Source organism: Streptomyces sp. NPDC052064 (genome assembly GCF_055585925.1).
The window spans coordinates 390,726-412,376 of the sequence record NZ_JBVJJE010000003.1 but is presented as its reverse complement, the minus strand read 5'-3'; the positions used below and the strand labels follow the sequence as shown (position 1 = coordinate 412,376).

Annotated in this window: 12 protein-coding genes and 2 pseudogenes; 8 read left to right on the top strand and 6 right to left on the bottom strand. The window is 71.1% G+C overall.

The annotated features are described in order from the left end of the window. Positions 1–15: 15 nt before the first annotated feature. Both ACZ6TU_RS09730 and ACZ6TU_RS09725 read left to right on the top strand, forming a co-directional pair. Positions 16–1,155 carry an acyl-CoA dehydrogenase family protein gene (locus ACZ6TU_RS09730; protein WP_469547679.1) on the top strand — a complete coding sequence of 380 codons (1,140 nt, stop codon included), beginning with the start codon at positions 16–18 and terminating at the stop codon, positions 1,153–1,155. Further along, a complete protein-coding gene (locus tag ACZ6TU_RS09725; RefSeq protein WP_467674089.1) occupies positions 1,155–2,126 on the top strand; it encodes an acyl-CoA dehydrogenase family protein in 972 nt (323 codons plus the stop codon). Before ACZ6TU_RS09730 ends, ACZ6TU_RS09725 begins: the two co-directional genes overlap by 1 nt. Here ACZ6TU_RS09725 and qcrB read toward each other — a convergent pair. From qcrB to ACZ6TU_RS09710, 3 genes and pseudogenes are all read right to left on the bottom strand, one after another. Then, complete coding sequence (gene qcrB, locus ACZ6TU_RS09720) at positions 2,098–3,756, bottom strand: cytochrome bc1 complex cytochrome b subunit (protein WP_469547677.1); 1,659 nt, start codon at positions 3,754–3,756, stop codon at positions 2,098–2,100. The genes ACZ6TU_RS09725 and qcrB overlap by 29 nt on opposite strands. 122 nt (positions 3,757–3,878) lie before the next feature. Then, complete coding sequence (locus ACZ6TU_RS09715) at positions 3,879–4,613, bottom strand: vWA domain-containing protein (RefSeq protein ID WP_469547675.1); 735 nt, start codon at positions 4,611–4,613, stop codon at positions 3,879–3,881. Between the two features lie 12 nt (positions 4,614–4,625). Then, positions 4,626–5,358: pseudogene (locus tag ACZ6TU_RS09710) on the bottom strand (ABC transporter ATP-binding protein). Between the two features lie 192 nt (positions 5,359–5,550). Here ACZ6TU_RS09710 and ACZ6TU_RS09705 point away from each other — a divergent pair. From ACZ6TU_RS09705 to ACZ6TU_RS09690, 4 genes and pseudogenes are all read left to right on the top strand, one after another. Beyond that, positions 5,551–5,880, top strand: a pseudogene (locus ACZ6TU_RS09705) (ABC transporter ATP-binding protein); the annotation flags it as partial. Between the two features lie 32 nt (positions 5,881–5,912). After that, on the top strand, positions 5,913–11,090 hold the full coding sequence (locus ACZ6TU_RS09700; protein WP_469547674.1) for an HD domain-containing protein: 5,178 nt from the start codon (positions 5,913–5,915) through the stop codon (positions 11,088–11,090). Further along, a complete protein-coding gene (locus tag ACZ6TU_RS09695) occupies positions 11,087–11,428 on the top strand; it encodes a hypothetical protein (RefSeq protein WP_467674099.1) in 342 nt (113 codons plus the stop codon). Before ACZ6TU_RS09700 ends, ACZ6TU_RS09695 begins: the two co-directional genes overlap by 4 nt. Then, positions 11,425–11,880: a hypothetical protein gene (locus ACZ6TU_RS09690; protein WP_086564554.1), complete on the top strand. Its 456-nt coding sequence runs from the start codon at positions 11,425–11,427 to the stop codon at positions 11,878–11,880. The genes ACZ6TU_RS09695 and ACZ6TU_RS09690 overlap by 4 nt, the downstream gene beginning before the upstream one ends. Positions 11,881–11,984: 104 nt before the next feature. On the opposite strand, the gene ACZ6TU_RS09685 is transcribed toward ACZ6TU_RS09690, so the two are convergent. From ACZ6TU_RS09685 to ACZ6TU_RS09675, 3 genes are all read right to left on the bottom strand, one after another. Then, complete coding sequence (locus tag ACZ6TU_RS09685; protein ID WP_467674102.1) at positions 11,985–13,448, bottom strand: glutamate synthase subunit beta; 1,464 nt, start codon at positions 13,446–13,448, stop codon at positions 11,985–11,987. Then, complete coding sequence (gltB, locus tag ACZ6TU_RS09680) at positions 13,441–18,057, bottom strand: glutamate synthase large subunit (RefSeq protein ID WP_467674104.1); 4,617 nt, start codon at positions 18,055–18,057, stop codon at positions 13,441–13,443. Before gltB ends, ACZ6TU_RS09685 begins: the two co-directional genes overlap by 8 nt. A gap of 381 nt (positions 18,058–18,438) precedes the next feature. Beyond that, a complete protein-coding gene (locus ACZ6TU_RS09675) occupies positions 18,439–19,170 on the bottom strand; it encodes a VIT1/CCC1 transporter family protein (protein WP_467674106.1) in 732 nt (243 codons plus the stop codon). A gap of 228 nt (positions 19,171–19,398) precedes the next feature. Between ACZ6TU_RS09675 and ACZ6TU_RS09670 the strand changes: the two genes are divergently transcribed. Then, a complete protein-coding gene (locus ACZ6TU_RS09670; RefSeq protein WP_469547673.1) occupies positions 19,399–20,442 on the top strand; it encodes an ADP-ribosylglycohydrolase family protein in 1,044 nt (347 codons plus the stop codon). Further along, a complete protein-coding gene (locus tag ACZ6TU_RS09665; protein ID WP_469547671.1) occupies positions 20,439–21,647 on the top strand; it encodes an ADP-ribosylglycohydrolase family protein in 1,209 nt (402 codons plus the stop codon). The genes ACZ6TU_RS09670 and ACZ6TU_RS09665 overlap by 4 nt, the downstream gene beginning before the upstream one ends. The last annotated feature ends 4 nt before the right edge of the window (positions 21,648–21,651 follow it).

Below are 21,651 nucleotides of genomic sequence, written 5' to 3'. Positions count from 1 at the left end.
GGAAGGAGGACGGTCGTGGATCTCGCGTTCTCGCCGGCGGACGAGGAGTTCCGCACCGAGGTGCGGGAGTGGCTGCGCGCGCGCGTGCCGCGCGAACCCCTGCCCTCTCTGGAGACGGCGGAGGGCTTCGAAGCCCACCGCGCCTGGGAGGCGGAGCTGGCCGCGGACCGCTGGTCGGTGGTCGACTGGCCGTCGCGGTACGGCGGACGGGACGTGGGTCTCCTGCGGTGGCTGCTCTTCGAGGAGGAGTACTGGGCGGCGGGCGCCCCGGGACGCGTCGGGCAGAACGGCATCCATCTGCTCGCCCCGACCCTCTTCGCGCACGGCACGGAGGAGCAGCGGGCCCGGGTGCTGCCCCCGATGGCCTCCGGAGAGGTGATCTGGGCGCAGGCCTGGTCGGAGCCCGAGGCCGGTTCGGATCTGGCGTCCCTGCGAGCGAGGGCCGTGCACACGGACGGCGGGTGGCTCCTGAGCGGCCAGAAGACGTGGTCCTCGCGTGCCGCGTTCGCCGACCGCGCGTTCGGCCTGTTCCGCAGCGCCCCGGACACGGCGAAGCCCCACCAGGGCCTGACGTACCTCATGTTCGACCTGCGCGCACCCGGTGTCACGGTCCGCCCGATCACCCGCCTCGACGGCAAACCGGCGTTCGCGGAGCTGTTCCTGGACGAGGTCTTCGTGCCCGACGAGGACGTGATCGGCGAACCCGGCCGGGGCTGGCGGATCGCGATGGCGACGGCGGGCGACGAACGCGGGCTGATGCTCCGCTCCCCCGGCCGTTTCCTCGTCGCCGCGCACCGACTGGGCGAACTGTGGCGGGAGCGGGGCGGCCCGGCGTCCGAGCGGGACCGGGTGGCCGACGCCCTCATCGGCGCCCGCGCCTACCAGCTCTTCACCTACGCGGCCGCCTCGCGCTTCCTGGAGGGCGAAACCGTAGGCCCGGAGTCGAGCCTGAACAAGGTGTTCTGGTCCGAACTGGACATCGCGCTGCACGAGACGGCCCTCGATCTCCTCGGCCCGGAGGGCGAGCCGGCGGACACCGACTGGGCGGAGCGGTACGTCTTCGCACTCGCCGGTCCGATCTACGCGGGCACGAACGAGATCCAGCGCGACATCATCGCCGAGCGCCTGCTCGGCCTGCCGAAGGGACGCCGCTGATGCGTTTCCTCCTCGACGCCGAGCAGCGGGCCTTCGCCGCCTCGCTGGACGCCCTGCTGACGGCGGCGGGCACACCGGCGGTGGTGCGGGACTGGAGCCGGGGCGACCATGCGAGCGGGCGGGCGCTGTGGTCCCGTGTCGCCGAGGCGGGCGTGCTCGCGCTGGCGGTTCCGGAGACGTACGACGGCGGCCTGGGGCCGCGTCCGGTCGAACTGGCCGTGGCCTTCGTCGAGCTGGGCCGCCACGCGGTACCGGGCCCGCTGGTCGAGACGGTCACGGCGGCGGTGCTCCTCAGCGGTGCGGAACCGGGCACCGCCAAGCGGCTGCTGCCGGCGCTGGCGTCGGGCGGGGCGATGGCGACGGTTGGTTTCGAGAAGTCGTACGCCCTGGACGGTGACGCCGCCACCCTGCGCCTCTCCTGCTCCCCCGACGGCATACGTCTCTCCCCCGGCCACGGCCCCGTCCGCCCCTCCCTCGACCCGGCCCGCCGCCTCACGCCCGTCATCCCCGGCGGCGAACTCCTCGTCCCCGAGCCCCTCACGGAGCAGGCCCTCGCCTGGGCCCGCCTCGCCACCGCCGCCCAGGCCCTGGGCGTGGGCCTCGCGCTCCTCGACAAGACCGTCGCCCACGTCAGGCGGCGCTGCCAGTTCGGGGTGCCCGTCGGGTCGTTCCAGGCGGTCAAGCACCGGCTGGCCGACGCGAAGATCGCCCTGGAGTTCGCGCGCCCGCTGGTCTTCGGTGCCGCGCTGACCATGCGGCCGGCCGAGGTCGCCGCCGCCAAGGTCGCCGCGTGCGAGGCGGCGTACACCACCGCCCGCACCGCGCTGCAACTGCACGGCGCGATCGGCTACACGGCGGAGTACGGCCTGTCGCTGTGGCTGACCAAGGCCCGGGCCCTACGCACGGCCTGGGGCGATCCCCACGAGTGCCGGGCCCTGGTCGTCAGTGCGGCTGGTGATCGCCGCTGGTGATCTCCCGGTACTCCTCCACCGTCGGCTTCTCGATCCGCGCGTCCGGCCCGAACATCGCCTTCGCGAGACGGGCGCGCAGCCGCTCGGACCGCTTGGCCTTGCGGCGCACACCTCCCGCGTCGACCACGGGCCCCATCTCGTAGGGCGGGTTCTGCTCGTGCTGGGTGAGGGTGAACAGCTCCGCCTGCGAGAGAGACTCGTGCACCTCGATGTACTCGCCGTTCGGCAGCCGTTTGATGGTGCCGGTCTCCCTGCCGTGCAGCACCTTGGCGCGGTCGCGGCGCTGGAGGCCCATGCAGATCTTCTTCGTGACGATGAAGGCGCCCACCGGCAACACGAAGGCGCCGATCCGCACGAACCAGGTGATCACGTTGATGGACAGATGCAGATGCGTGGCCACGATGTCGTTGCCGCCGCCGATCAGCAGCACCGCGTACAGGGTCAGCCAGGCCACGCCCAGGCCGGTGCGCACGGGCGCGTTGCGCGGCCGGTCCAGGATGTGGTGCTCGCGTTTGTCGCCGGTGATCCACGCCTCGATGAAGGGATAGGCGCCGAGGGCGAGCAGGATCAGCGGGAAGAGCGAGAAGGGGATGAACACGCCGAGGATGAGCGTGTGGCCCCAGAGGTTGATCTCCCATCCCGGCATCACCCGGATCAGCCCCTCGGAGAACCCGAGGTACCAGTCGGGCTGGGCGCCCGTGGTGACCAGGTCGGGGCGGTAGGGGCCGAAGGCCCACACGGGGTTGATCTGGGCGATCCCTCCCATGACCGTCAGGACGCCGAAGACGAGGAAGAAGAAGCCGCCCGCCTTGGCCATGTAGACCGGCAGGAAGGGCATCCCGACGACCGACCGCTCCTTGCGTCCGGGGCCCGGGTACTGCGTGTGCTTGTGGTAGAAGACCAGGATCAGATGGGCGGTCACCAGGCCCAGCATGATCCCCGGCAGCAGCAGCACATGGACCGGGAACAGCCGCGAGATGATGTCGTCCCCCGGGAACTCCCCGCCGAAGAGGAAGAACGACAGGTACGTCCCGACGATCGGGATCGACAGGATCGCGCCCTGCGCGAAGCGGATTCCGGTGCCGGACAGCAGGTCGTCGGGGAGGGAGTAACCGGTCAGGCCGGTGATGATGCCGAGCATCAGCAGGGTCCAGCCGAAGACCCAGTTGAGCTCGCGGGGCTTGCGGAAGGCGCCGGTGAAGAACACCCGCATCATGTGCACCATCATGCCGGTGATGAAGACCAGCGCCGCCCAGTGGTGGATCTGCCGCATCAGCAGCCCGCCGCGCACGTCGAAGCTGATGTCCAGCGTGGACTCGAACGCCCTGGACATGAGCACGCCGTTGAGCTCCGTGTAGGACCCCTGGTAGGCGACCTCCTGCATGCTCGGCTCGAAGAACAGGGTGAGGTAGACGCCGGTGAGGATCAGCACGACGAAGCTGTAGAGGGTGACCTCGCCCAGCATGAAGGACCAGTGGTCCGGAAAGACCTTGCGCATGTTGGCCTTGGCCAGCCCGTAGAGTCCGAGCCGCCCGTCCGCCCAGTCGGCGAGCCTCTCGCCCTTGCCCGCAGGAGGTCTCCTTCGGGCGGAAGCCGTCCCGTACACCCGTCGTGCGCCGTCGTCGCCCATCCGTCGTCGCCTCCCCGTCGGATCCTTCCCAGCGTGGCACGGCATGACGGCCACGCAAATGGGGCGTATGGGCGGATAGGCCAAGGGGCGGGTCGGTTGGGCCAAGGGGGCGAGCAGGCGGCTCAGCGGCTGCCGGGATCCCGCACGATCCCCTGGGCCCTGGCGGCCACGAGCCACTTCGGGAACTCACCCACCAGCCGGTCGTACAGCTCGGCGTCCGGCACCTTCCGCGGATCCTCACCCGCGTGGAAGAACCCGGCGTTGTCGACGACCCGCTTGCCCGGCACGGCCAGCTCGTCGAGCTTGCGCAGGAAGTCGAACTGCTTGCTGCCCGGGTCGCCGAAGCCGATGAACTGCCAGAACAGCGGCAGCTTCGCCGCCTTGCACAGATACCGTTCCGCGGCCGGTTTGCTGAGGGGCCCGCCGTCGGTCTGGAACACGACCAGGGCGGGATCCCGCGACCCGCTGTCGACGTAGTGGTCGATGACGGCGTCCATCGCCAGGTGGTAGCTGGTCTTCCCCATGTGCCCGAGCCCCGCCACGATCCGGTCGATCCACCCCTGGTGGCCGACCAGGGCGATCTCGGTCTCGGCGTCGACATCCGTGGAGAAGAACACCACCGGCACGGTTCCGTCGTCATCGAGATGCGCCGACAGCCCGAGCACCCGGTCGGCCAACGCCTGCACACTGCCGTCCTGGTAGTACGGCCTCATCGAGCCGGAGTAGTCGACCACGAGGTACACCGCGGCCCGCAGCCCGTCGAGGCCGTGCTTCGTGAGGGAGACTCCGGCGCTCTTGTAGAGGCTCACCAGCGCGGGAGCGGTCTCCTGGACCTTGCTCAGACTGATCGCGACCATGGCCTCACCCTCTCACTCCTCGACGACCACTCCGTCACTCAGTTCCAGCACCCTGTCGGCCAGGCCGAGGAGTTGGGGGTCGTGCGTGGCGACGAGGGCGGTGACGCCCTCGCTGCGGACCACGGCCCGCAGCAGTTCCATCACCGCCAGGCCGGTGGCGGCGTCGAGCTGGCCGGTCGGCTCGTCGGCGAGCGGCAGGGCCGGGCGGTTGGCGAGGGCCCGTGCGATGGCGACCCGCTGCTACTGCCCGCCGGGAGAGCTCGGCGGGCCGCCGCGTCTCGTGGCCGGCGAGGCCCACCAGGGCCAGCAGCAGCGCCACCCGCTCCTCGAGTGCGCGCGGCTCGGCCCGGCGCAGTCGCAGCGGCACGCCGACGTTCTCGGCGGCGGTGAGGATGGGGATGAGCCCGAAGGACTGGAAGACGAAACCGATCCGGTCGCGGCGCAGCTCCAGCAGCTCGCTGCCGCTCAGCGCCGACAGGTCGGTGCCGCCCACGACGACACGGCCGCTCCGCGGCGAGTCGAGGCCGCCGATCATATGGAGCAGCGTCGTCTTGCCGGAGCCCGAACGGCCTTTGAGGGCGACCAGTTCACCGCGCCGGACGGCGAAGGAGACCCCGCGCAACGCGTGCACGGCCGCGGCACCCGTGCCGTAGGAGTGGTGCAGGTCCTCCACCCGCAGCATCGGCTCGCCGGACACGTCGTCGGCGAGGGCGGCACCGGGCCCCGGACTGGTGTTCTCGGTCATCACCGCATCCCATACGGAACCGGTCCGGACGGTCAAGAGCGGAACAACCGGCGTTCGAACACACGTGTCAGACAGGTAACTCCGTGATACGCATGCCGAGTTGGGAGAACAGCGGTTCGGCCATCGGGTGGGGGAAGAGTGACGGGCTTACTGCTGCTGCGCCTGCGCGCGCATCGGCTGCTCCTCACGGCCGCGGCGTTCCGCCGGGCCAACGAGGAGCTGGGCACGACGGTCGTCATCGTCACGCACGACCAGGCGGTCGCCGGCGAGGTCCGCCGCACGGTCGCGATCCGCGACGGCCGCACCTCCACGGAGGTACTGCGCCGCACGGAGGTCGACGAGGCGGGCCGGGAGTCGCTGGTGGCCCGTGAGTACGCGATGCTCGACCGCGCGGGCCGTCTTCAGCTCCCGGCCGAGCACACGACGGCCCTGGGCATGGCGGACCGGGTGCTGCTGGAGCTGGAGGAGGACCACATCCAGGTGTGGCCGGACGAGAACAACGGCCCCCGTGCTCTGCGATGATGTCCTACTCGTGAATTGCATGAGGGGGACGAGTGAAACCGGGACAGGCCAAGGCCCCTGGAGCGGGCAGACGACTGGCTTTGGTCGTCGGGGTGGGGCGGACCCCCGCGCTGGAGCGGGACGAGCATCTGGCCCGGCGCTTCCCCGCGCTGCAGAGCGCCGTCGAGGACGTCGAACTGGTGAGCCGTGCGCTGCGCCAGTCACACTACGAGGTACGGCCGCCGCTGCTCGACCCGGGCGGCTTCCAACTGCTCGGCGCCCTCCAGGAGTTCTTCGACGAGTGCTCCCCCGGCGACACGGCGTTCCTCTACGTGTCCTGTCACGGTACGACCGTGGGCAAGCGGGACCACCTCCTGCCCGCCGACGTACAGCCGGGCCGAACGGACCCGGCCGGTGGCCGGGCGCTCCTCGACCGCACGCTCATAGCCGCCGACCCCGAGGGACTGCTCGACGGACTGCCCGCCGGCGTGACGACGGTCGTCTGCCTGGACATCTGCCGCACCGAGGAGCCCACACCGCTGGCCGAGCAGAGCAGGAAGACCGTGCTCTCGGCCACCGAGGACGTGTACTGGCTGTACAGCTGCAGCCGGGGCGAACGCTCCTACGCCGACCCCCAGGACGGCAGTTGGTTCGGCCGGGCGCTCGCCAAGGCGCTGGCTCCGACGACCCAGCCGACCACCTTCGCCGACCTCGTCCGCTACACCCGCACGGCGGTGCGCCGGAACGCCTCCGACGCGGGGGTCATGCCGCCCGCCGTCGACCGGTACGTCCCGCACGGCCTCGACGCCGACGACCCCGGCCCCGTGCTGTGCGAAGGCGCGCAGGAGGCGTACCGGTGGACCACGATGATCGAGCAGTCGTCCCTGTGGGAGTACACGTCGGGCACCCCGGCCGTGCACGAGCAGGTCAAGAAGCGGCTCGGCGAGCTGGTCGAGCACATCGTGGACTCCCTCTCCACCGAGGGCGCGCACCGCGACGACCCGTGGACCGACCCCACCTATCCGGTCCGGGTGGTCGACCGGACGGAGACCCTGGTCAAGCGGGCCCGTCTGGAGGGCCGCGACCAGCTCTCGCCCGCCGAGACGGCGGCGCTGCTCGCCGCGCCCGTCGTGCAGGAGGGCGTCGTCGCCATCGCGCTGGAGGAGTTGCGCAGGACGATGCCCGAGGGAATGGACGTCAAGAGCGCCACGGACGACGCCCTCGAAGGCCACGACCGCCTGGTCCGGGACGCCGCCCACGACGTGGCCCGTGCGCACTCCCAGGTCCGGCGCACCGTGGCGACCCTGCGCCGCCGCGGCCTCAAGGAACAGACGGCCGCCGCCGACCACTGGCTGCGGCACCGCTTCATCACCGACTGGGACCTGCTGTGGGAGCGCACGGGCGACTACTCGGCCGTGGACACGATCCTCGACCTGCTGGTGAGCGCCATCCTCGACGCGGCCGCCGACCCCACGGGAACACCGGTCAGAGAGGCGACCAGGCTCACCATCGACGGCCAGGTGCGCCAGGTCCTCGGCCATCTGACGGTCCATCCGAGTACCAGCCCGCGCATCAACGACGCGCGCGGCGGTGACGACTGGAGCACCTACCCGCCGGTGCCCGGGAACCAGTGGCGCGCCTCGGACCTCGCCCGTCTGCTGTGGACGGCCGGCCTCCAGGCCGCCGACCCACGCCGGATGTCGAGTGTCCTCGTCGACCACCTCGGCGCCCACGAGCCCCTGGACCCGGACGACGTGGTGGCCGCCCTGTCCGCCGACTTCGGCTACGACGTGACGCCCCTGGCCGAACAGGACGACGGCCCCTACGAACTCACCGTCCGGTTCGCCTGCCCCCATCCGGCGCTGCACGTGGCTGTCGAGGAGCTCGCCGCGCGGACGAACGCGACCGTGAGCCTGCTGCACCAGGAGTGCCAGAAGGCCCGGACGAACCCGCCGGCCCTGCTGCGCGGATTCCCCGAGCGCGTCACCACCGACCAGCTCGTCCCCGTGGCCGAGCGGTACAAGCAGCCGCTGGAACGCTTCCGGCTGGCCGAGGACGAGATCCGGCCCCTGCTGATGGGCACCCAGCTCTACGGCGATCCCATGCTGGCGGTGCGCGAGCTGTACCAGAACGCCCTGGACGCCTGCCGCTACCGCGACATGCGCCGGCAGTACGGCGCCGCGCAGGGGCGGCCCGGGCCCGACTGGCAGCCGAGGATCACGTTCACGCAGGGCTGGGACGCCGACGGCAGGCCGTACATCGAGTGCACCGACAACGGTTCCGGCATGAACCGCGCCAAGCTGACCTCGATGTTCGCCCGTGCCGGCAAGCGGTACGAGCAGGACCCGGAGTTCGTCCAGGAGCGCCGCAACTGGCGCCGCGCCGAACTCGGCGAGATGCCTCTCAACTCCCGTTTCGGCATCGGCGTGTTCAGCTACTTCATGCTGGCCGAGGAAGTCGTCGTCTGGACGAGCCCGGTGGACCACTACGGCCGCGCGCTCCAACTGGAGCCGCTGCGCGCCGACATCCAGTCGGGTTCGGGGTTACTGCAGATCGGCGAGGATCCGCATGTGGCGCTGGACGGCGGGACACGGGTGCGGCTCTATCTGGGCGAGGACTCCACCGTCCCGCCGTCGTTGGTGGACACGCTGGAGTCCTTCCTGTGGGTGGCGGACTTCGAGGTGGAGGCACGGGAGCTCACCAAGGACGACACCCGGACGGTCGTACGGCACCGGCGCTGGGAGCCCGGAGCGCTCATGCCTCCCACCCCCAAGCCCTGGTTCGGCGACGCGGTTCAGGGCTCCCGCGACATCTGGCTGGTGCAGGGGCCAGGAGGGTGGCTGCTGGACGGAGTCGTCATCAAGGACGCGCCGGAGTCGTACGGCCATATCGTCAATCTGCGGGAACGGCATCGGCCGGAGCCCAGCGTGGATCGCAACAGCCTTATCTCGTACGACGAGGAGGCAGTGGCGTCCGAGCTGCTGGAGGCCGCGCCGAGGGCCGCCGCGCGATGGCACGAGGTCGACCTGTCGCGGCTGTGGGAACTCGCCGACAAGTCTCCCCGGTTGGCTTTCGCGGTGCTCGACTCACTGCCGGGCGACACCATGGCAATGGTCGTCCCCCAGGCCGGACCTCGCCGTCAGGCCTTGCCTCACACGGTGCCTCTGGCCAGCGCGGGGTGCCTTCCGATGGACGAGGGTGCCGGGAACCGAGGCCCTTGGCGCAGGCTGCTCGGCCAATACCAGGGCGCCCTCGCCAAGCAGTGGCAGAAGACACGGCTTGCCCTCCACCAGGAGGGCAAGCCCTTCCGGCCGCCCGGATATCCGGCACCCGCCGGCATGGACGCGTTTCTGTTCCCGAAGGAGAGCTCCCCGCGCGGATGGGGCACGGTGCTGCGCGCGGCACACCTGACGCACACGCCGCTGTCGGAGCCTCTCAAGGCCTTCCGCCGCTACGCGATCATGGGGCTGACGGTACCGGCCGCGGTGGGGCTCCGCGGACTTCGGACGGTGCGGCCGACGACGGAGCTGGTCGAGCTGTCCGACATGTTCAGGTCGACACTTGCCGTAGGGGCCTGGAACGATCCGGCACCGTACGCTCCGCTGCTGCTGGTCGCAGCGCGGCACCGCATGCGCCTCGCGGACGCGGTCGCCCTCCTGGAGCAGCTCCGTGCCTGGCAACCGGAGCTGCCGCCCCCACCGGAACTGGACGCCGATCTGGCCGCCGAGGTTCCCTCCCGCGGGGACGCCGCACTGTTGGTGAGCAAGGAGCTTGACGAGGACCTGCACCTGTGGCCCGGCGAGCTGGGCGTCATCGATCTTCTCGTCCGCGCGGACCCAGGTGTACCCCTCAGCGACCTGGTGGCCCGCGTCCGGCGTTTTGAACCGCTCGGCTTCTCCCTGCGGGACGACCCTTCGCCGGAGGCCTACGAGCACGGTCCGCTCTCGGAGCTGGAACGCCCCCTGTTCTCCCGGTCGGTCGGCGTCCGCCGCGTTGACGGATCACGGCGTGGCGGCGACCTCGGGATCGCCGACCTGCTCTTGCTGGCCGCCGACTTGCAGACGTCGCCCATCGACGTGGCCGCACGCGTGAACAGCCTCACGCCGGTGACCGGGATACGCGCCGACCAGCCGCCCGTCGAGGTGGCCGACTGGATTCCCTCGGCACTCGCCACCGAGGTGCTCACCACGATCCGTCGCCGTGGCGGCGGTATTTCTCCGTGGGCCTTCATCACGGTCGTCATGCGCAGGACCGCTCGCCCCACGGGCCTGGTGGCTCGCCAGGACCTCCACTTGGAGGAGATCGACCAGGTCCTGCGGCGCCTGAGCACGGCGGGCCTGCTCGCCCCGGGCTTCGAGGACCGCATCGACGAGACGATGCGGCAACTGGAGATCTGGGACCACCCCCTCACACGTGGACACCCGATCGGCGCGTCCGGCAGACATCTGGACGAGCAGGGCGTGACACCCCTGGTCCTCGTCCAGCTCAGCGCCTCGGAGCGGCGCCCCATCGGCGACATCGTGCAGCGGCTGACAGGACAGGACCAGATCCTGCCCGTCTCCGTCACCCAGCCGGACCCCGCCGTCCTGGACCTGCAAGCGACGTCCCAGGACGTCACCGCACTCCTGCGGCACTCGTCGAGCGGATTCCTGCCGGACCTCCGGCTCCCGCGACTGCTGCACCACGCGTACAGCATGCGCCGCACCCTCGCCGCATCCCTCGAGCATCTGGCCCGCTTCGTCCCGCTCGGCGCGCCCCCAGCCCTCTGCGCCCCCGACAGCCCCGAGTTCGCGGCCGTGCGGGACCACACACCGGACCTGTTTGACCTCGCCGCCTTCAGCCCGGGTCTCCTCGGCATCGGCGACGAGTCCTGTGTCCTCGGCCCCCTCGAACTCGTCCGCACAGCCGGCCGCTTCGACTGGACCCTCGGCACGACGTACGACCGCTACGCCCCCTTCGCCTGCCTCGGTCTGGACGTCACCGTCCGCAGGCCCGAGGGCGAGGTGGCCGACAGGGTCCCCGACTGGCAGGACCTGATCATCCTCACCGAGCAGCTCACCGGCCGGGCCCCCACCCTGGCCGGTGTCGTCTCCGAGGACCACATCACGCTCTGCGAGGAGGAGACGGACCTGTCCGAGAGCCAGGTGCGCGAGCGGCTGGCCCGGTACGCGGCCCTCTTCTCCCTCGAACTCCCCGCCGAAGTCCCTCACCTGGAAGGCACCGCCGAGTGACGCCCCCGATCGAGTACGACCCCGACGCCGTCCACACCCCCGTCCTCACCTTCCGGTGGATCGTGCGCAGGAACGGCGACGACGCCCAGTACGAAGCCTCCGGGACCTGCCCGGTCTGCACCTGCCCGATGACGAGGACGTGGCCCTTCGGGCAGCCCCCGGTCGCCAAGGGCGGCTTCCTCGGCAGGCGCGAGGAAGCGGGGCCCGAGCCGTTCCACACCCTGTGCCAGTGCCGCACCCTGCACATGAACCGCCCCGCGAGCGAGCCGCGGGGCTGCGGCGCCCTGCTGACCATCGCGGCGCCGCCCTCGCCCGGGCAGCCCGGGGCGACGCCATGACCTTCACGCCCACGCCGCAGCAGCTCCGCGACGCGGACCGCCGCTGTCGCGAGATGGCCTCCCCGGATCGGCAGTTGCAGGCGGCGCTGCATCAGGCCGAGGGGTACCGCAACTTCCTCGCCTCGCTCACCGGCCTGCTCGCGGCGGTGTTCGTGCTGAAGGGCCAGGAGGATCTGAGCAAGCTGGCGGACACGCCGCGCTGGTGGGTGACCGGGCTGCTGATCGCCGGGTTCCTCGCCCTGATCGCCGCTTCCTGGCTGGGCGTTCTGGCCGTGCACGGACGGCCCGGTGAGGAGATCCTGCTGGAGGCGGGCAGGCTGCTGCGGTACGAGAAGAAGCGGACGAAAACCATCTGGCTGCTGGTGGAGTGCGCGCGCTGGCTCGCCCTGGCCGGTGTCCTGTGCGTCGCCGCCGCGGTGATCGTCACGTGGGTCGTGCCCGGCGGAAAGTAGCGGGGAAAGGCGACAGCGCCTGCCCGTTCGTCCGGTCGGGGACAAGGGGCAGGCGCCGTCAGTGTTCCGCACGCCTTTGTACGGGACGTCTCTTCGGTGATCCGTCAGACCATCAGGGCACGGTCCGTCGGGCGGATCGGCGCGTGCAGCTCGCTGGCACCCGTGAGGTGGCGGTCCACCCCGCGCGCCGCCGAGCGGCCCTCGGCGATCGCCCACACGATGAGCGACTGGCCGCGGCCCGCGTCACCGGCGACGAACACGCCCGGCACGTTGGTCTGGTAGTCGTCGTCGCGGGCGATGTTGCCGCGCTCGTCGAGCTCCAGGCCGAACTGGTCGACCAGGCCGTTCTCCCGGTCGGTGCCGGTGAAGCCCATGGCGAGGGTGACCAGCTGGGCGGGGATCTTGCGCTCGGTGCCCGGCTTCGGGGTCAGCCGGCCGTCGATGAACTCCACCTCGGTGAGGTGCAGCCACTGCACGTTGCCGTCCTCGTCGCCCTCGAAGTGCGTCGTCGACACCGAGTAGACGCGCTCGCCGCCCTCCTCGTGGGCCGATGTGACCTTGTAGAGCATCGGGAAGGTCGGCCAGGGCTGGTTGACCGGGTGCCGCTCGTCGTTCGGGCGGGGCATGATCTCCAGCTGCGTGACGGAGGCCGCGCCCTGGCGGTGGGCGGTACCGACGCAGTCGGCGCCGGTGTCGCCGCCGCCGATGACCACGACGTGCTTGCCCTCGGCCGAGATCGGGGGCGCCACGAAGTCGCCCTCCTGCACCTTGTTGGCCAGCGGCAGGTACTCCATGGCCTGGTAGATGCCCTTGAGCTCGCGGCCGGGCACCGACAGGTCACGGGCCGTGGTCGCGCCGACGGCCAGGACCACCGCGTCGTACCGCTTCTTCAGGTCCGTCGCCTTCAGGTCGCGGCCGATCTCGATGCCCGTGCGGAAGCGGGTGCCCTCCGCGCGCATCTGCTCGATACGGCGGTTGATGTGCCGCTTCTCCATCTTGAACTCGGGGATGCCGTAGCGGAGGAGGCCTCCGATGCGGTCCGCGCGCTCGTAGACGGCAACCGTGTGGCCGGCCCGGGTCAGCTGCTGGGCGGCGGCCAGGCCCGCGGGGCCGGAGCCGATGACGGCGACGGTCTTGCCGGACAGGCGCTCCGGGATCTGCGGGGCGACGTCCCCGGTCTCCCACGCCTTGTCGATGATCGAGACCTCGACGTTCTTGATGGTGACCGGCGGCTGGTTGATGCCGAGCACACACGCCGACTCACAGGGAGCGGGGCACAGGCGGCCCGTGAACTCCGGGAAGTTGTTCGTCGCGTGCAGACGCTCCGAAGCAGCCGCCCAGTCCTCGCGGTAGGCGTAGTCGTTCCACTCGGGGATCAGGTTCCCGAGCGGGCAGCCGTTGTGGCAGAACGGGATGCCGCAGTCCATGCAGCGGCTGGCCTGCTTGCTGATGATGGGCAGCAGGGAGCCGGGGACGTAGACCTCGTTCCAGTCCTTGACGCGCTCCTCGACGGGGCGGGACCTGGCGACCTCGCGCCCGTGGTTCAGGAAGCCCTTCGGGTCAGCCATTGATCGCCGCCTCCATCATCTTCTCGTGGGTCTCGGTCTCGGAGAGACCGGCTCGCTCGGCGGCGTCCTTGGCGGCGAGCACTGCCTTGTACGTGCTGGGGATGATCCTGCTGAAGCGCGCCGCGCCTCCCGTGGGGTCGTCCCACTCTGCCAGGAGCTTCTCGGCGACGGTCGAGCCCGTCTCCTCCTGGTGGCGGCGGACCACGTCGTGCAGCCACTGCTTGTCGGTGTCGTCCAGCGCCTCGACTGCGTCCAGGTTGCCGACGTTGACGTTGTCGCGGTCCAGGTCGATGACGTACGCGATACCGCCGGACATGCCGGCCGCGAAGTTGCGGCCCGTCTCGCCGAGCACCACCGCGTGACCGCCGGTCATGTACTCGCAGCCGTGGTCGCCCACGCCTTCGGAGACGACCGTCGCACCGGAGTTGCGGACACAGAACCGCTCGCCGACCTTGCCGCGCAGGAACATCTCGCCGCCGGTCGCGCCGTAGCCGATGGTGTTGCCGGCGATGACGCTGTACTCGGCGAGGTGGTCGGCCGCGCGGTCCGGGCGGACCACGATCCGGCCTCCCGAGAGGCCCTTGCCGACGTAGTCGTTGGCGTCGCCCTCCAGGCGCAGCGTGACACCGCGCGGCACGAACGCGCCGAAGGACTGGCCGGCGGAGCCGGTGAAGGTGATGTCGATGGTGTCGTCGGGCAGGCCCGCGCCACCGAACTTCTTCGTCACCTCGTGGCCGAGCATGGTGCCGACCGTGCGGTTGATGTTGCGGATCTGCACCTGGGCGCGGACCGGCTGGGCCTCGGTGGCGTCCGAGGCGGACAGGGCGTCGGCGGCCAGCTTGATCAGCTGGTTGTCGAGTGCCTTCTCCAGACCGTGGTCCTGGGCGATCAGCTGGTGGCGGACCGCGCCCTCGGGCAGCTCGGGCACGTGGAACAGCGGTGCCAGGTCCAGGCCCTGCGCCTTCCAGTGGTCGACGGCACGCGTGACGTCGAGGGTCTCGGCGTGACCGACGGCCTCCTCGATGGAGCGGAAGCCCAGCTCGGCGAGGATCTCGCGGACCTCTTCGGCGATGTACTTGAAGAAGTTCACGACGTACTCGGCCTTGCCGGAGTACCGCTCGCGCAGGGTCGGGTTCTGCGTGGCGATGCCGACCGGGCAGGTGTCCAGGTGGCAGACGCGCATCATGACGCAGCCGGAGACGACGAGCGGCGCGGTCGCGAAACCGAACTCCTCGGCGCCGAGCAGCGCGGCGATGACCACGTCACGGCCGGTCTTCAGCTGGCCGTCGGTCTGTACGACGATGCGGTCGCGCAGGCCGTTGAGCAGCAGCGTCTGCTGGGTCTCGGCGAGGCCGAGCTCCCAGGGGCCACCGGCGTGCTTGAGCGACGTCAGCGGCGAGGCACCCGTACCGCCGTCGTGGCCGGAGATGAGGACGACGTCCGCGTGCGCCTTGGAGACACCCGCGGCGACCGTGCCGACGCCGACCTCGGAGACCAGCTTGACGTGAATCCGCGCCTGTGGGTTCGCGTTCTTCAGGTCGTGGATCAGCTGGGCCAGGTCCTCGATGGAGTAGATGTCGTGGTGCGGGGGCGGCGAGATGAGGCCGACGCCCGGCGTCGAGTGACGCGTCTTGGCGACCCACGGGTAGACCTTGTGGCCGGGCAGCTGGCCGCCCTCGCCGGGCTTGGCGCCCTGGGCCATCTTGATCTGGATGTCGTCGGAGTTGACCAGGTACTCGGAGGTCACACCGAAGCGGCCGGAGGCGACCTGCTTGATGGACGACCGGCGGGCCGGGTCGTACAGCCGCTCCGGGTCCTCGCCGCCCTCACCGGTGTTGGACTTGCCGCCCAGCTGGTTCATGGCGATGGCGAGGGTCTCGTGCGCCTCCTGGGAGATGGAGCCGTACGACATGGCGCCCGTCGAGAACCGCTTGACGATCTCGGAGACCGGCTCGACCTCGTCGATCGGGATCGGCTGACGGTCCGACTTGAAGCCGAAGAGACCGCGCAGCGTCATCAGCCGCTCGGACTGCTCGTTCACGCGCTCGGTGTACTTCTTGAAGATGTCGTAGCGGCCGGAGCGCGTGGAGTGCTGGAGGCGGAAGACCGTGTCCGGGTCGAACAGGTGCGGCTCGCCCTCGCGGCGCCACTGGTACTCGCCGCCTATGTCCAGCGCGCGGTGCGCCGGGGCGATGCCGGAGGCCGGGTAGGCCTTGGCGTGGCGGGCGGCGACCTCCTTGGCGACGACGTCGATGCCGACACCGCCGATCTTGGTGGCCGTGCCGTTGAAGTACTTCTCCACGAAGGTCTCGTCGAGACCGACGGCCTCGAAGACCTGGGCGCCGCGGTAGGAGGCGACGGTCGAGATGCCCATCTTGGACATGACCTTCAGCACGCCCTTGCCGAGGGCGTAGATGAGGTTGCGGATGGCTTGCTCGGGCTCGATGCCGGGCAGGAAGGTGCCGGCGCGGACCAGGTCCTCGACGGACTCCATCGCCAGGTACGGGTTGACGGCGGCGGCGCCGTAGCCGATGAGCAGGGCGACGTGGTGCACCTCGCGGACGTCACCGGCCTCGACCAGCAGGCCCACCTGGGTGCGCTGCTTGGTGCGGATGAGGTGGTGGTGGACGGCCGCGGTGAGCAGCAGCGACGGGATCGGCGCGTGCTCGGCGTCCGAGTGGCGGTCCGACAGGACGATCAGCCGGGCGCCGTTCTCGATCGCGGCGTCGGCCTCGGCGCAGATCTCGTCGATCCGCGCGGCCAGCGCGTCACCGCCGCCGTGCACCCGGTACAGGCCGGACAGGGTCGCGGCCTTGAAGCCGGGCATGTCGCCGTCGGCGTTGATGTGGATGAGCTTGGCCAGCTCGTCGTTGTCGATGACCGGGAAGGGCAGCAGCACGCTGCGGCAGGAGGCCGCGCTCGGGTCGAGCAGGTTGCCCTGCGGGCCCAGCGCGGAGCGCAGCGAGGTGACGAGCTCCTCGCGGATGGCGTCCAGCGGCGGGTTGGTCACCTGCGCGAACAGCTGGGTGAAGTAGTCGAAGAGCAGGCGCGGGCGGTCCGACAGCGCGGCGATCGGTGAGTCGGTGCCCATCGAGCCGATCGGCTCGGCACCGGCCTTGGCCATCGGCGCGAGGAGGACGCGCAGCTCCTCCTCGGTGTAGCCGAAGGTCTGCTGGCGGCGGGTGACCGAGGCGTGGGTGTGGACGATGTGCTCGCGCTCGGGCAGGTCGGAGAGCTCGATCTCACCGGCCTCGATCCACTCGGCGTACGGCTTCTCGGCGGCGAGTTCGGCCTTGATCTCGTCGTCCTCGATGATGCGGTGCTCGGCGGTGTCGACGAGGAACATCCGGCCGGGCTGGAGGCGGCCCTTGCGGACGACCTTGGAGGGGTCGATGTCGAGGACGCCGACCTCGGAGCCGAGGACGACGAGGCCGTCGTCGGTGACCCAGTAGCGGCCGGGGCGCAGACCGTTGCGGTCGAGCACGGCGCCGACCTGGGTGCCGTCGGTGAAGGTGACACAGGCCGGGCCGTCCCAGGGCTCCATCATCGTGGAGTGGAACTGGTAGAAGGCACGCCGGGCCGGGTCCATGGAGTCGTGGTTCTCCCACGCCTCCGGGATCATCATCAGCACGGAGTGCGGCAGCGAACGGCCGCCCAGGTGCAGCAGCTCAAGCACCTCGTCGAAGGAGGCGGAGTCGGAGGCGTCCGGCGTACAGACCGGGAAGATCCGCTCTATGGCCTTGTCGTCGGAACCGAACAGGTCCGAGACGAGCTGCGACTCGCGGGCCACCATCCAGTTGCGGTTGCCCTTGACGGTGTTGATCTCACCGTTGTGCGCGACGAAGCGGTACGGGTGGGCCAGCGGCCACGACGGGAACGTGTTCGTCGAGAACCGGGAGTGCACGAGCGCGATCGCGGAGGCGAACCGGCGGTCGGACAGGTCCGGGAAGAAGGGCTCCAGCTGGCCGGTGGTCAGCATGCCCTTGTAGACGATGGTCCGCGCGGACAGCGACGGGAAGTACACGCCGGCCTCGCGCTCGGCGCGCTTGCGCAGCACGAAGGCCTTGCGGTCGAGGTCGATACCCGTCGCGGGCACGGCCGCGCCGTCGCTGACGAAGATCTGGCGGAAGACCGGCATGGTCGACCGGGCGGTGGCACCCAGCAGCTGGGGAGCGACCGGCACCTCGCGCCAGCCGAGGACGGTCAGGCCCTCCTCGGACGCGATCGTCTCGATCTGCGAGACAGCGTCGGCGGTGGAGTCCTCCGGCAGGAAGGCGATACCGACGGCGTATCCGCCGGCCGCGGGCAGTTCGAATCCGGCCACGTCACGGAAGAAGGCGTCTGGGACCTGCGACAGGATGCCGGCGCCGTCACCGGAGTCCGGCTCGGAGCCGGTGGCGCCGCGGTGTTCGAGGTTGCGCAGGACGGTCAGAGCCTGCTCGACCAGGGTGTGGGACGCCTCGCCGGTGAGGGTGGCGACGAAGCCGACGCCACAGGCGTCGTGCTCGTTGCGGGGGTCGTACATACCCTGCGCAGCAGGGCGAGCATCCATGAAGGACCAGTTCTGGCCATTCGCGGAATGCTGGGACGGCTGGCGCGGCGTACGCATCGGCTCTCCCGTCGTCGTCATGTGGCATGTGCAAGTGCCGAGGGACGACGTTGGCCCTCGCGTGATCGCAAAATTTCGTGCAGGTTACATGATGGAGCGGTTCTCGGGAACCGGGATAATCCGTTCCAACATGCGGACACCGGCGGCTCGCGGCGGGGGTACCGCGCCGACGGTGGAAGCTATGGGGGGCCAGTACGGAACGACCGGGTGAGATCGATGCCCGTCGGGCCCGAGGGCGGGACGGGCGTCTTCGCCCACCCCGCTGATCGCGCCCACGAGCCTCGTTGCCCGCAGCGCTTACGGCTCATGCCCGGTGATTGCGCATTCGAAACCAGCAAGTAACGGCTACTTATGCGGCCCAACGCATAAGTCCGAGCCGAGCTATCCTACGGCCGTTCCGAACAAGGTGCCCAGGGCGTACGTCACACCGGCCGCCGCACCTCCCAGGAACAGCTGCCGCAGACCGCTGTACCACCAGGTGCGTGCCGTCACCCTGGCCACCACAGCGCCGCACAGGAAGAGCCCGAGCAGCGCCAGCAGCACGGCCGGCAAGAGGCTGCTCGCACCCAGCAGGTACGGCAGTACGGGGATCAGGGCTCCCAGCGCGAAGGAGCCGAAGCTCGACACCGCGGCCACGGTGGGCGAGGGCAGATCGCCGGGATCGATGCCCAGCTCCTCCCGGGCATGGATCTCCAGCGCCTGCTCGGGGTCCTTCGACAGCTGCCGGGCGACCTCGTCGGCCAGCCGCGGCTCGACCCCTCTCGCCCGGTAGAGCGCGGCGAGCTCGGCCTCCTCGTCCTTCGGGTGCTTGCGCAGCTCTCGCCGCTCCACGTCCAGCTCGGCCTCGACGAGCTCGCGCTGCGAGGCGACGGAGGTGTACTCGCCGGCGGCCATGGAGAAGGCACCGGCGGCCAGACCCGCGAGTCCGGTGAGGACGACGGTGTGCTGGCTGACCGAGCCGCCCGCGACACCGGTCATCAGGGCCAGGTTGGAGACGAGGCCGTCCATCGCGCCGAACACCGCGGGACGCAGCCAGCCGCCGTTCACGTCCCGGTGGGTGTGGTTGTCCCGGTGCGCCTCGTGCAGCGCCGCCTCGGTCTCGATGATGGCCATGAACAATCCCCGATTCCCATGCTGAAACAGGCTTCTCTGGACACGTTCCAGGTTTTTACAACAACCAAAGTACGCCGTGAATTCCGGCGCCGCCAGCAAGGAAAGGCTGGGCTAACCTGCGGTTTTACCCTTCAGCGCTCACTTGATTATGATCTTGCACAGATGTCGACCGGGTGATGCTGCGGCCCCCGAGGCTCGGGGCGGTCGCCGGAGTGGGACACATCCGGTATGGCATCGATCGCCTGCATCCCCTCCGCCCCGGCGCCCGGGGACGCCGCCGGACTCCGCGCACGGGCACGCGGCGCACTGCTGGGCCTGGCCGTCGGTGACGCGCTCGGGGCCCCGGCCGAGAACATGAAGCCCTCCGAGATCCGCGCTCGATGGGGCCGCATCACCGGCTACGTCGCGGAGAACCCCGCCGGCACGGACGACACCGAGTACGCGATCTTCTCCGGCCTCCTCCTGGCCCGGCACGGCTCGGCACTCACCCCCGCGCACGTGGAGGCGGCCTGGCACGAATGGATCGCCGACCGCGACGAGGGCCCCTTCCGGGGCGCCGGCTTCAGCGAACGCGGCACGCTGGAGAACCTCCGCCGGGGCCTGGCGGCCCCCATCTCCGCCCAGCACCGCCACGCCTGGAGCGACGGTCTGGCCATGCGCGCGGCCCCCTTCGGGGTGTTCGCGCCGGGCCGCCCGGCGGAGGCGGCCCGGCTGGTGGCGATCGACGGCTCGGTGAGCCACGACGGCGAGGGCATCTACGGCGGCCAGGCGGTGGCGGCGGGCGTGGCGGCGGCGATAGCGGGCGCCCAGCCGATCGCGGTCGTGGCCGCCGCCCTCGCGGTCGTGCCCGACGACTCCTGGACGGCCCGCTGCCTGCGCCGCGCGGTGGCGGTGGCCCACCGCGGCGAACGCGCGGTCCGCTCCGCGGTCGTCATCGGCGGCTACCCCTGGACCGACCTGGCCCCCGAGGCGGTCGCCCTCGCCTTCGGCGCGTACGCGGCGGCCGACGGCGACTTCGAACAGTCCGTCCTGACGGCGGTGAACATGGGCCGCGACGCGGACACGACGGCAGCGGTCGCGGGCGCCCTGGCCGGCGCGACGCGGGGGGTCTCGGCGATTCCGAAGGCCTGGACGACCCCCATCGGCCCGGTCCGCGGCAGATGCCTCCCGGCGATGGCGGGCTACCACGTACTGGACGTGGCGGACCTGCTGACGCCGACGGCAACCGCCTGTGCACTGGCAGCGGACAGGGAGAGGGAGGTACCCGCATGACCCCGCTGGCACCCGCAGCCGCCGACGGCGAAGGTGCCCCACGGGAGACCAGGACCCCTCAGGTGACAGTTACGGGCGGTGCGCCGGTGGGAGACAAAAGGTCCGAAGGCCTCCTGCTCGGACTCGCCGCAGGCGACGCCGCAGGCTGGCCCGCCGCCCGCCACAGAGCCGCCCGCATGCCCGACTGGACCCGCCGCCTCACCCGCGAACTGGACACCTTCGCCGAACACAACGCCACAACCACCCTCCCCGTCCCCATCGCCCTGAACCAGCCCCCGGAACCCCTCCGCCTGGGCCCCTCCGACGACGCCGAATGGGCAGCCTTCGCCGCGGAAGCCCTCCTCCGCGCCGGCGACGACACCGTCCTGGGCGATCTCAGCCGAGAACGCCGCACCCGAGCCGCGATCGACCTGACCTGGAGCGCCGTCGCCGACGAGGTGGCCGCGGCAGCAGACCGCGCTCCGGAGATCGAGTCCGCCGTCCTCCCCCTGCGCGCCCGCATCTCCGTCCGCGCCGGCCTCGGCAACCTCGCCACCGGCCTGCGCCCGCCCGCCACCGGCCACGACAACCCCCACTACTTCGACGACGCGGCGTGCGTACGGGCGTGCGTCCTCGCCGTGGCCCACCCTGGCGACCCCCGGCGCGCCGCCGACCTCGCCGAGTTCGACGCCCGCTACACCCAGGACGGCGACGGCGTCCACGGCGCCCGTGCGATGGCGGCGGCGCTCGCCCTCGCCCTCGCCGGCGCGAACGTCGACGCCTGCGTCACGGCGGCCCTCGCCGAACTCCCCGAGGAGACGGAGATCGGCCGCAACGCCCGGCACGCACTGCGCCTCGCCGCCGCCGCGGACAGCGCCTTCGCCCTGGTCCCGCCCCTGGAACACCAGATCGTCGACCACGTCTACAGCTACGGCATCGCCGCCGCCGAAACGGTCCCGGTCGCCCTCGCCCTGGCCACCGCGGCCCGCGGCCGCATCGCGGAGGCGGTCCCCGCCGCGGCCTGCCTGTCCCGCGTCGCCGACTCCGCCCCGGCCCTGGCGGGCGCCCTCACCGGCGCGCTGGGAGGCGGCGCCTCGATCCCTGCCTCCTGGCGGGAGACCTGCCGCACGCTCTCCGGCTGCGTCCTCCCCCGCCTGACCGGCACGGACCTCGTGGAACTCGCCGAACTGCTGGAAGCCGCACAACCGGCCCGCCCGGGTGGATGATGCG

What these genes read in the sequence shown, in the direction of transcription:
- ACZ6TU_RS09725 (WP_467674089.1), top strand. Translation starts at nt 1,155, where the DNA reads ATGCGTTTCCTCCTCGACGCCGAGCAGCGGGCCTTCGCCGCCTCGCTG.
- qcrB (WP_469547677.1), bottom strand. Translation starts at nt 3,756, where the DNA reads ATGGGCGACGACGGCGCACGACGGGTGTACGGGACGGCTTCCGCCCGA.
- ACZ6TU_RS09715 (WP_469547675.1), bottom strand. Translation starts at nt 4,613, where the DNA reads ATGGTCGCGATCAGTCTGAGCAAGGTCCAGGAGACCGCTCCCGCGCTG.
- ACZ6TU_RS09690 (WP_086564554.1), top strand. Translation starts at nt 11,425, where the DNA reads ATGACCTTCACGCCCACGCCGCAGCAGCTCCGCGACGCGGACCGCCGC.
- ACZ6TU_RS09685 (WP_467674102.1), bottom strand. Translation starts at nt 13,448, where the DNA reads ATGGCTGACCCGAAGGGCTTCCTGAACCACGGGCGCGAGGTCGCCAGG.
- gltB (WP_467674104.1), bottom strand. Translation starts at nt 18,057, where the DNA reads ATGCGTACGCCGCGCCAGCCGTCCCAGCATTCCGCGAATGGCCAGAAC.
- ACZ6TU_RS09675 (WP_467674106.1), bottom strand. Translation starts at nt 19,170, where the DNA reads ATGGCCATCATCGAGACCGAGGCGGCGCTGCACGAGGCGCACCGGGAC.
- ACZ6TU_RS09670 (WP_469547673.1), top strand. Translation starts at nt 19,399, where the DNA reads ATGGCATCGATCGCCTGCATCCCCTCCGCCCCGGCGCCCGGGGACGCC.
- ACZ6TU_RS09665 (WP_469547671.1), top strand. Translation starts at nt 20,439, where the DNA reads ATGACCCCGCTGGCACCCGCAGCCGCCGACGGCGAAGGTGCCCCACGG.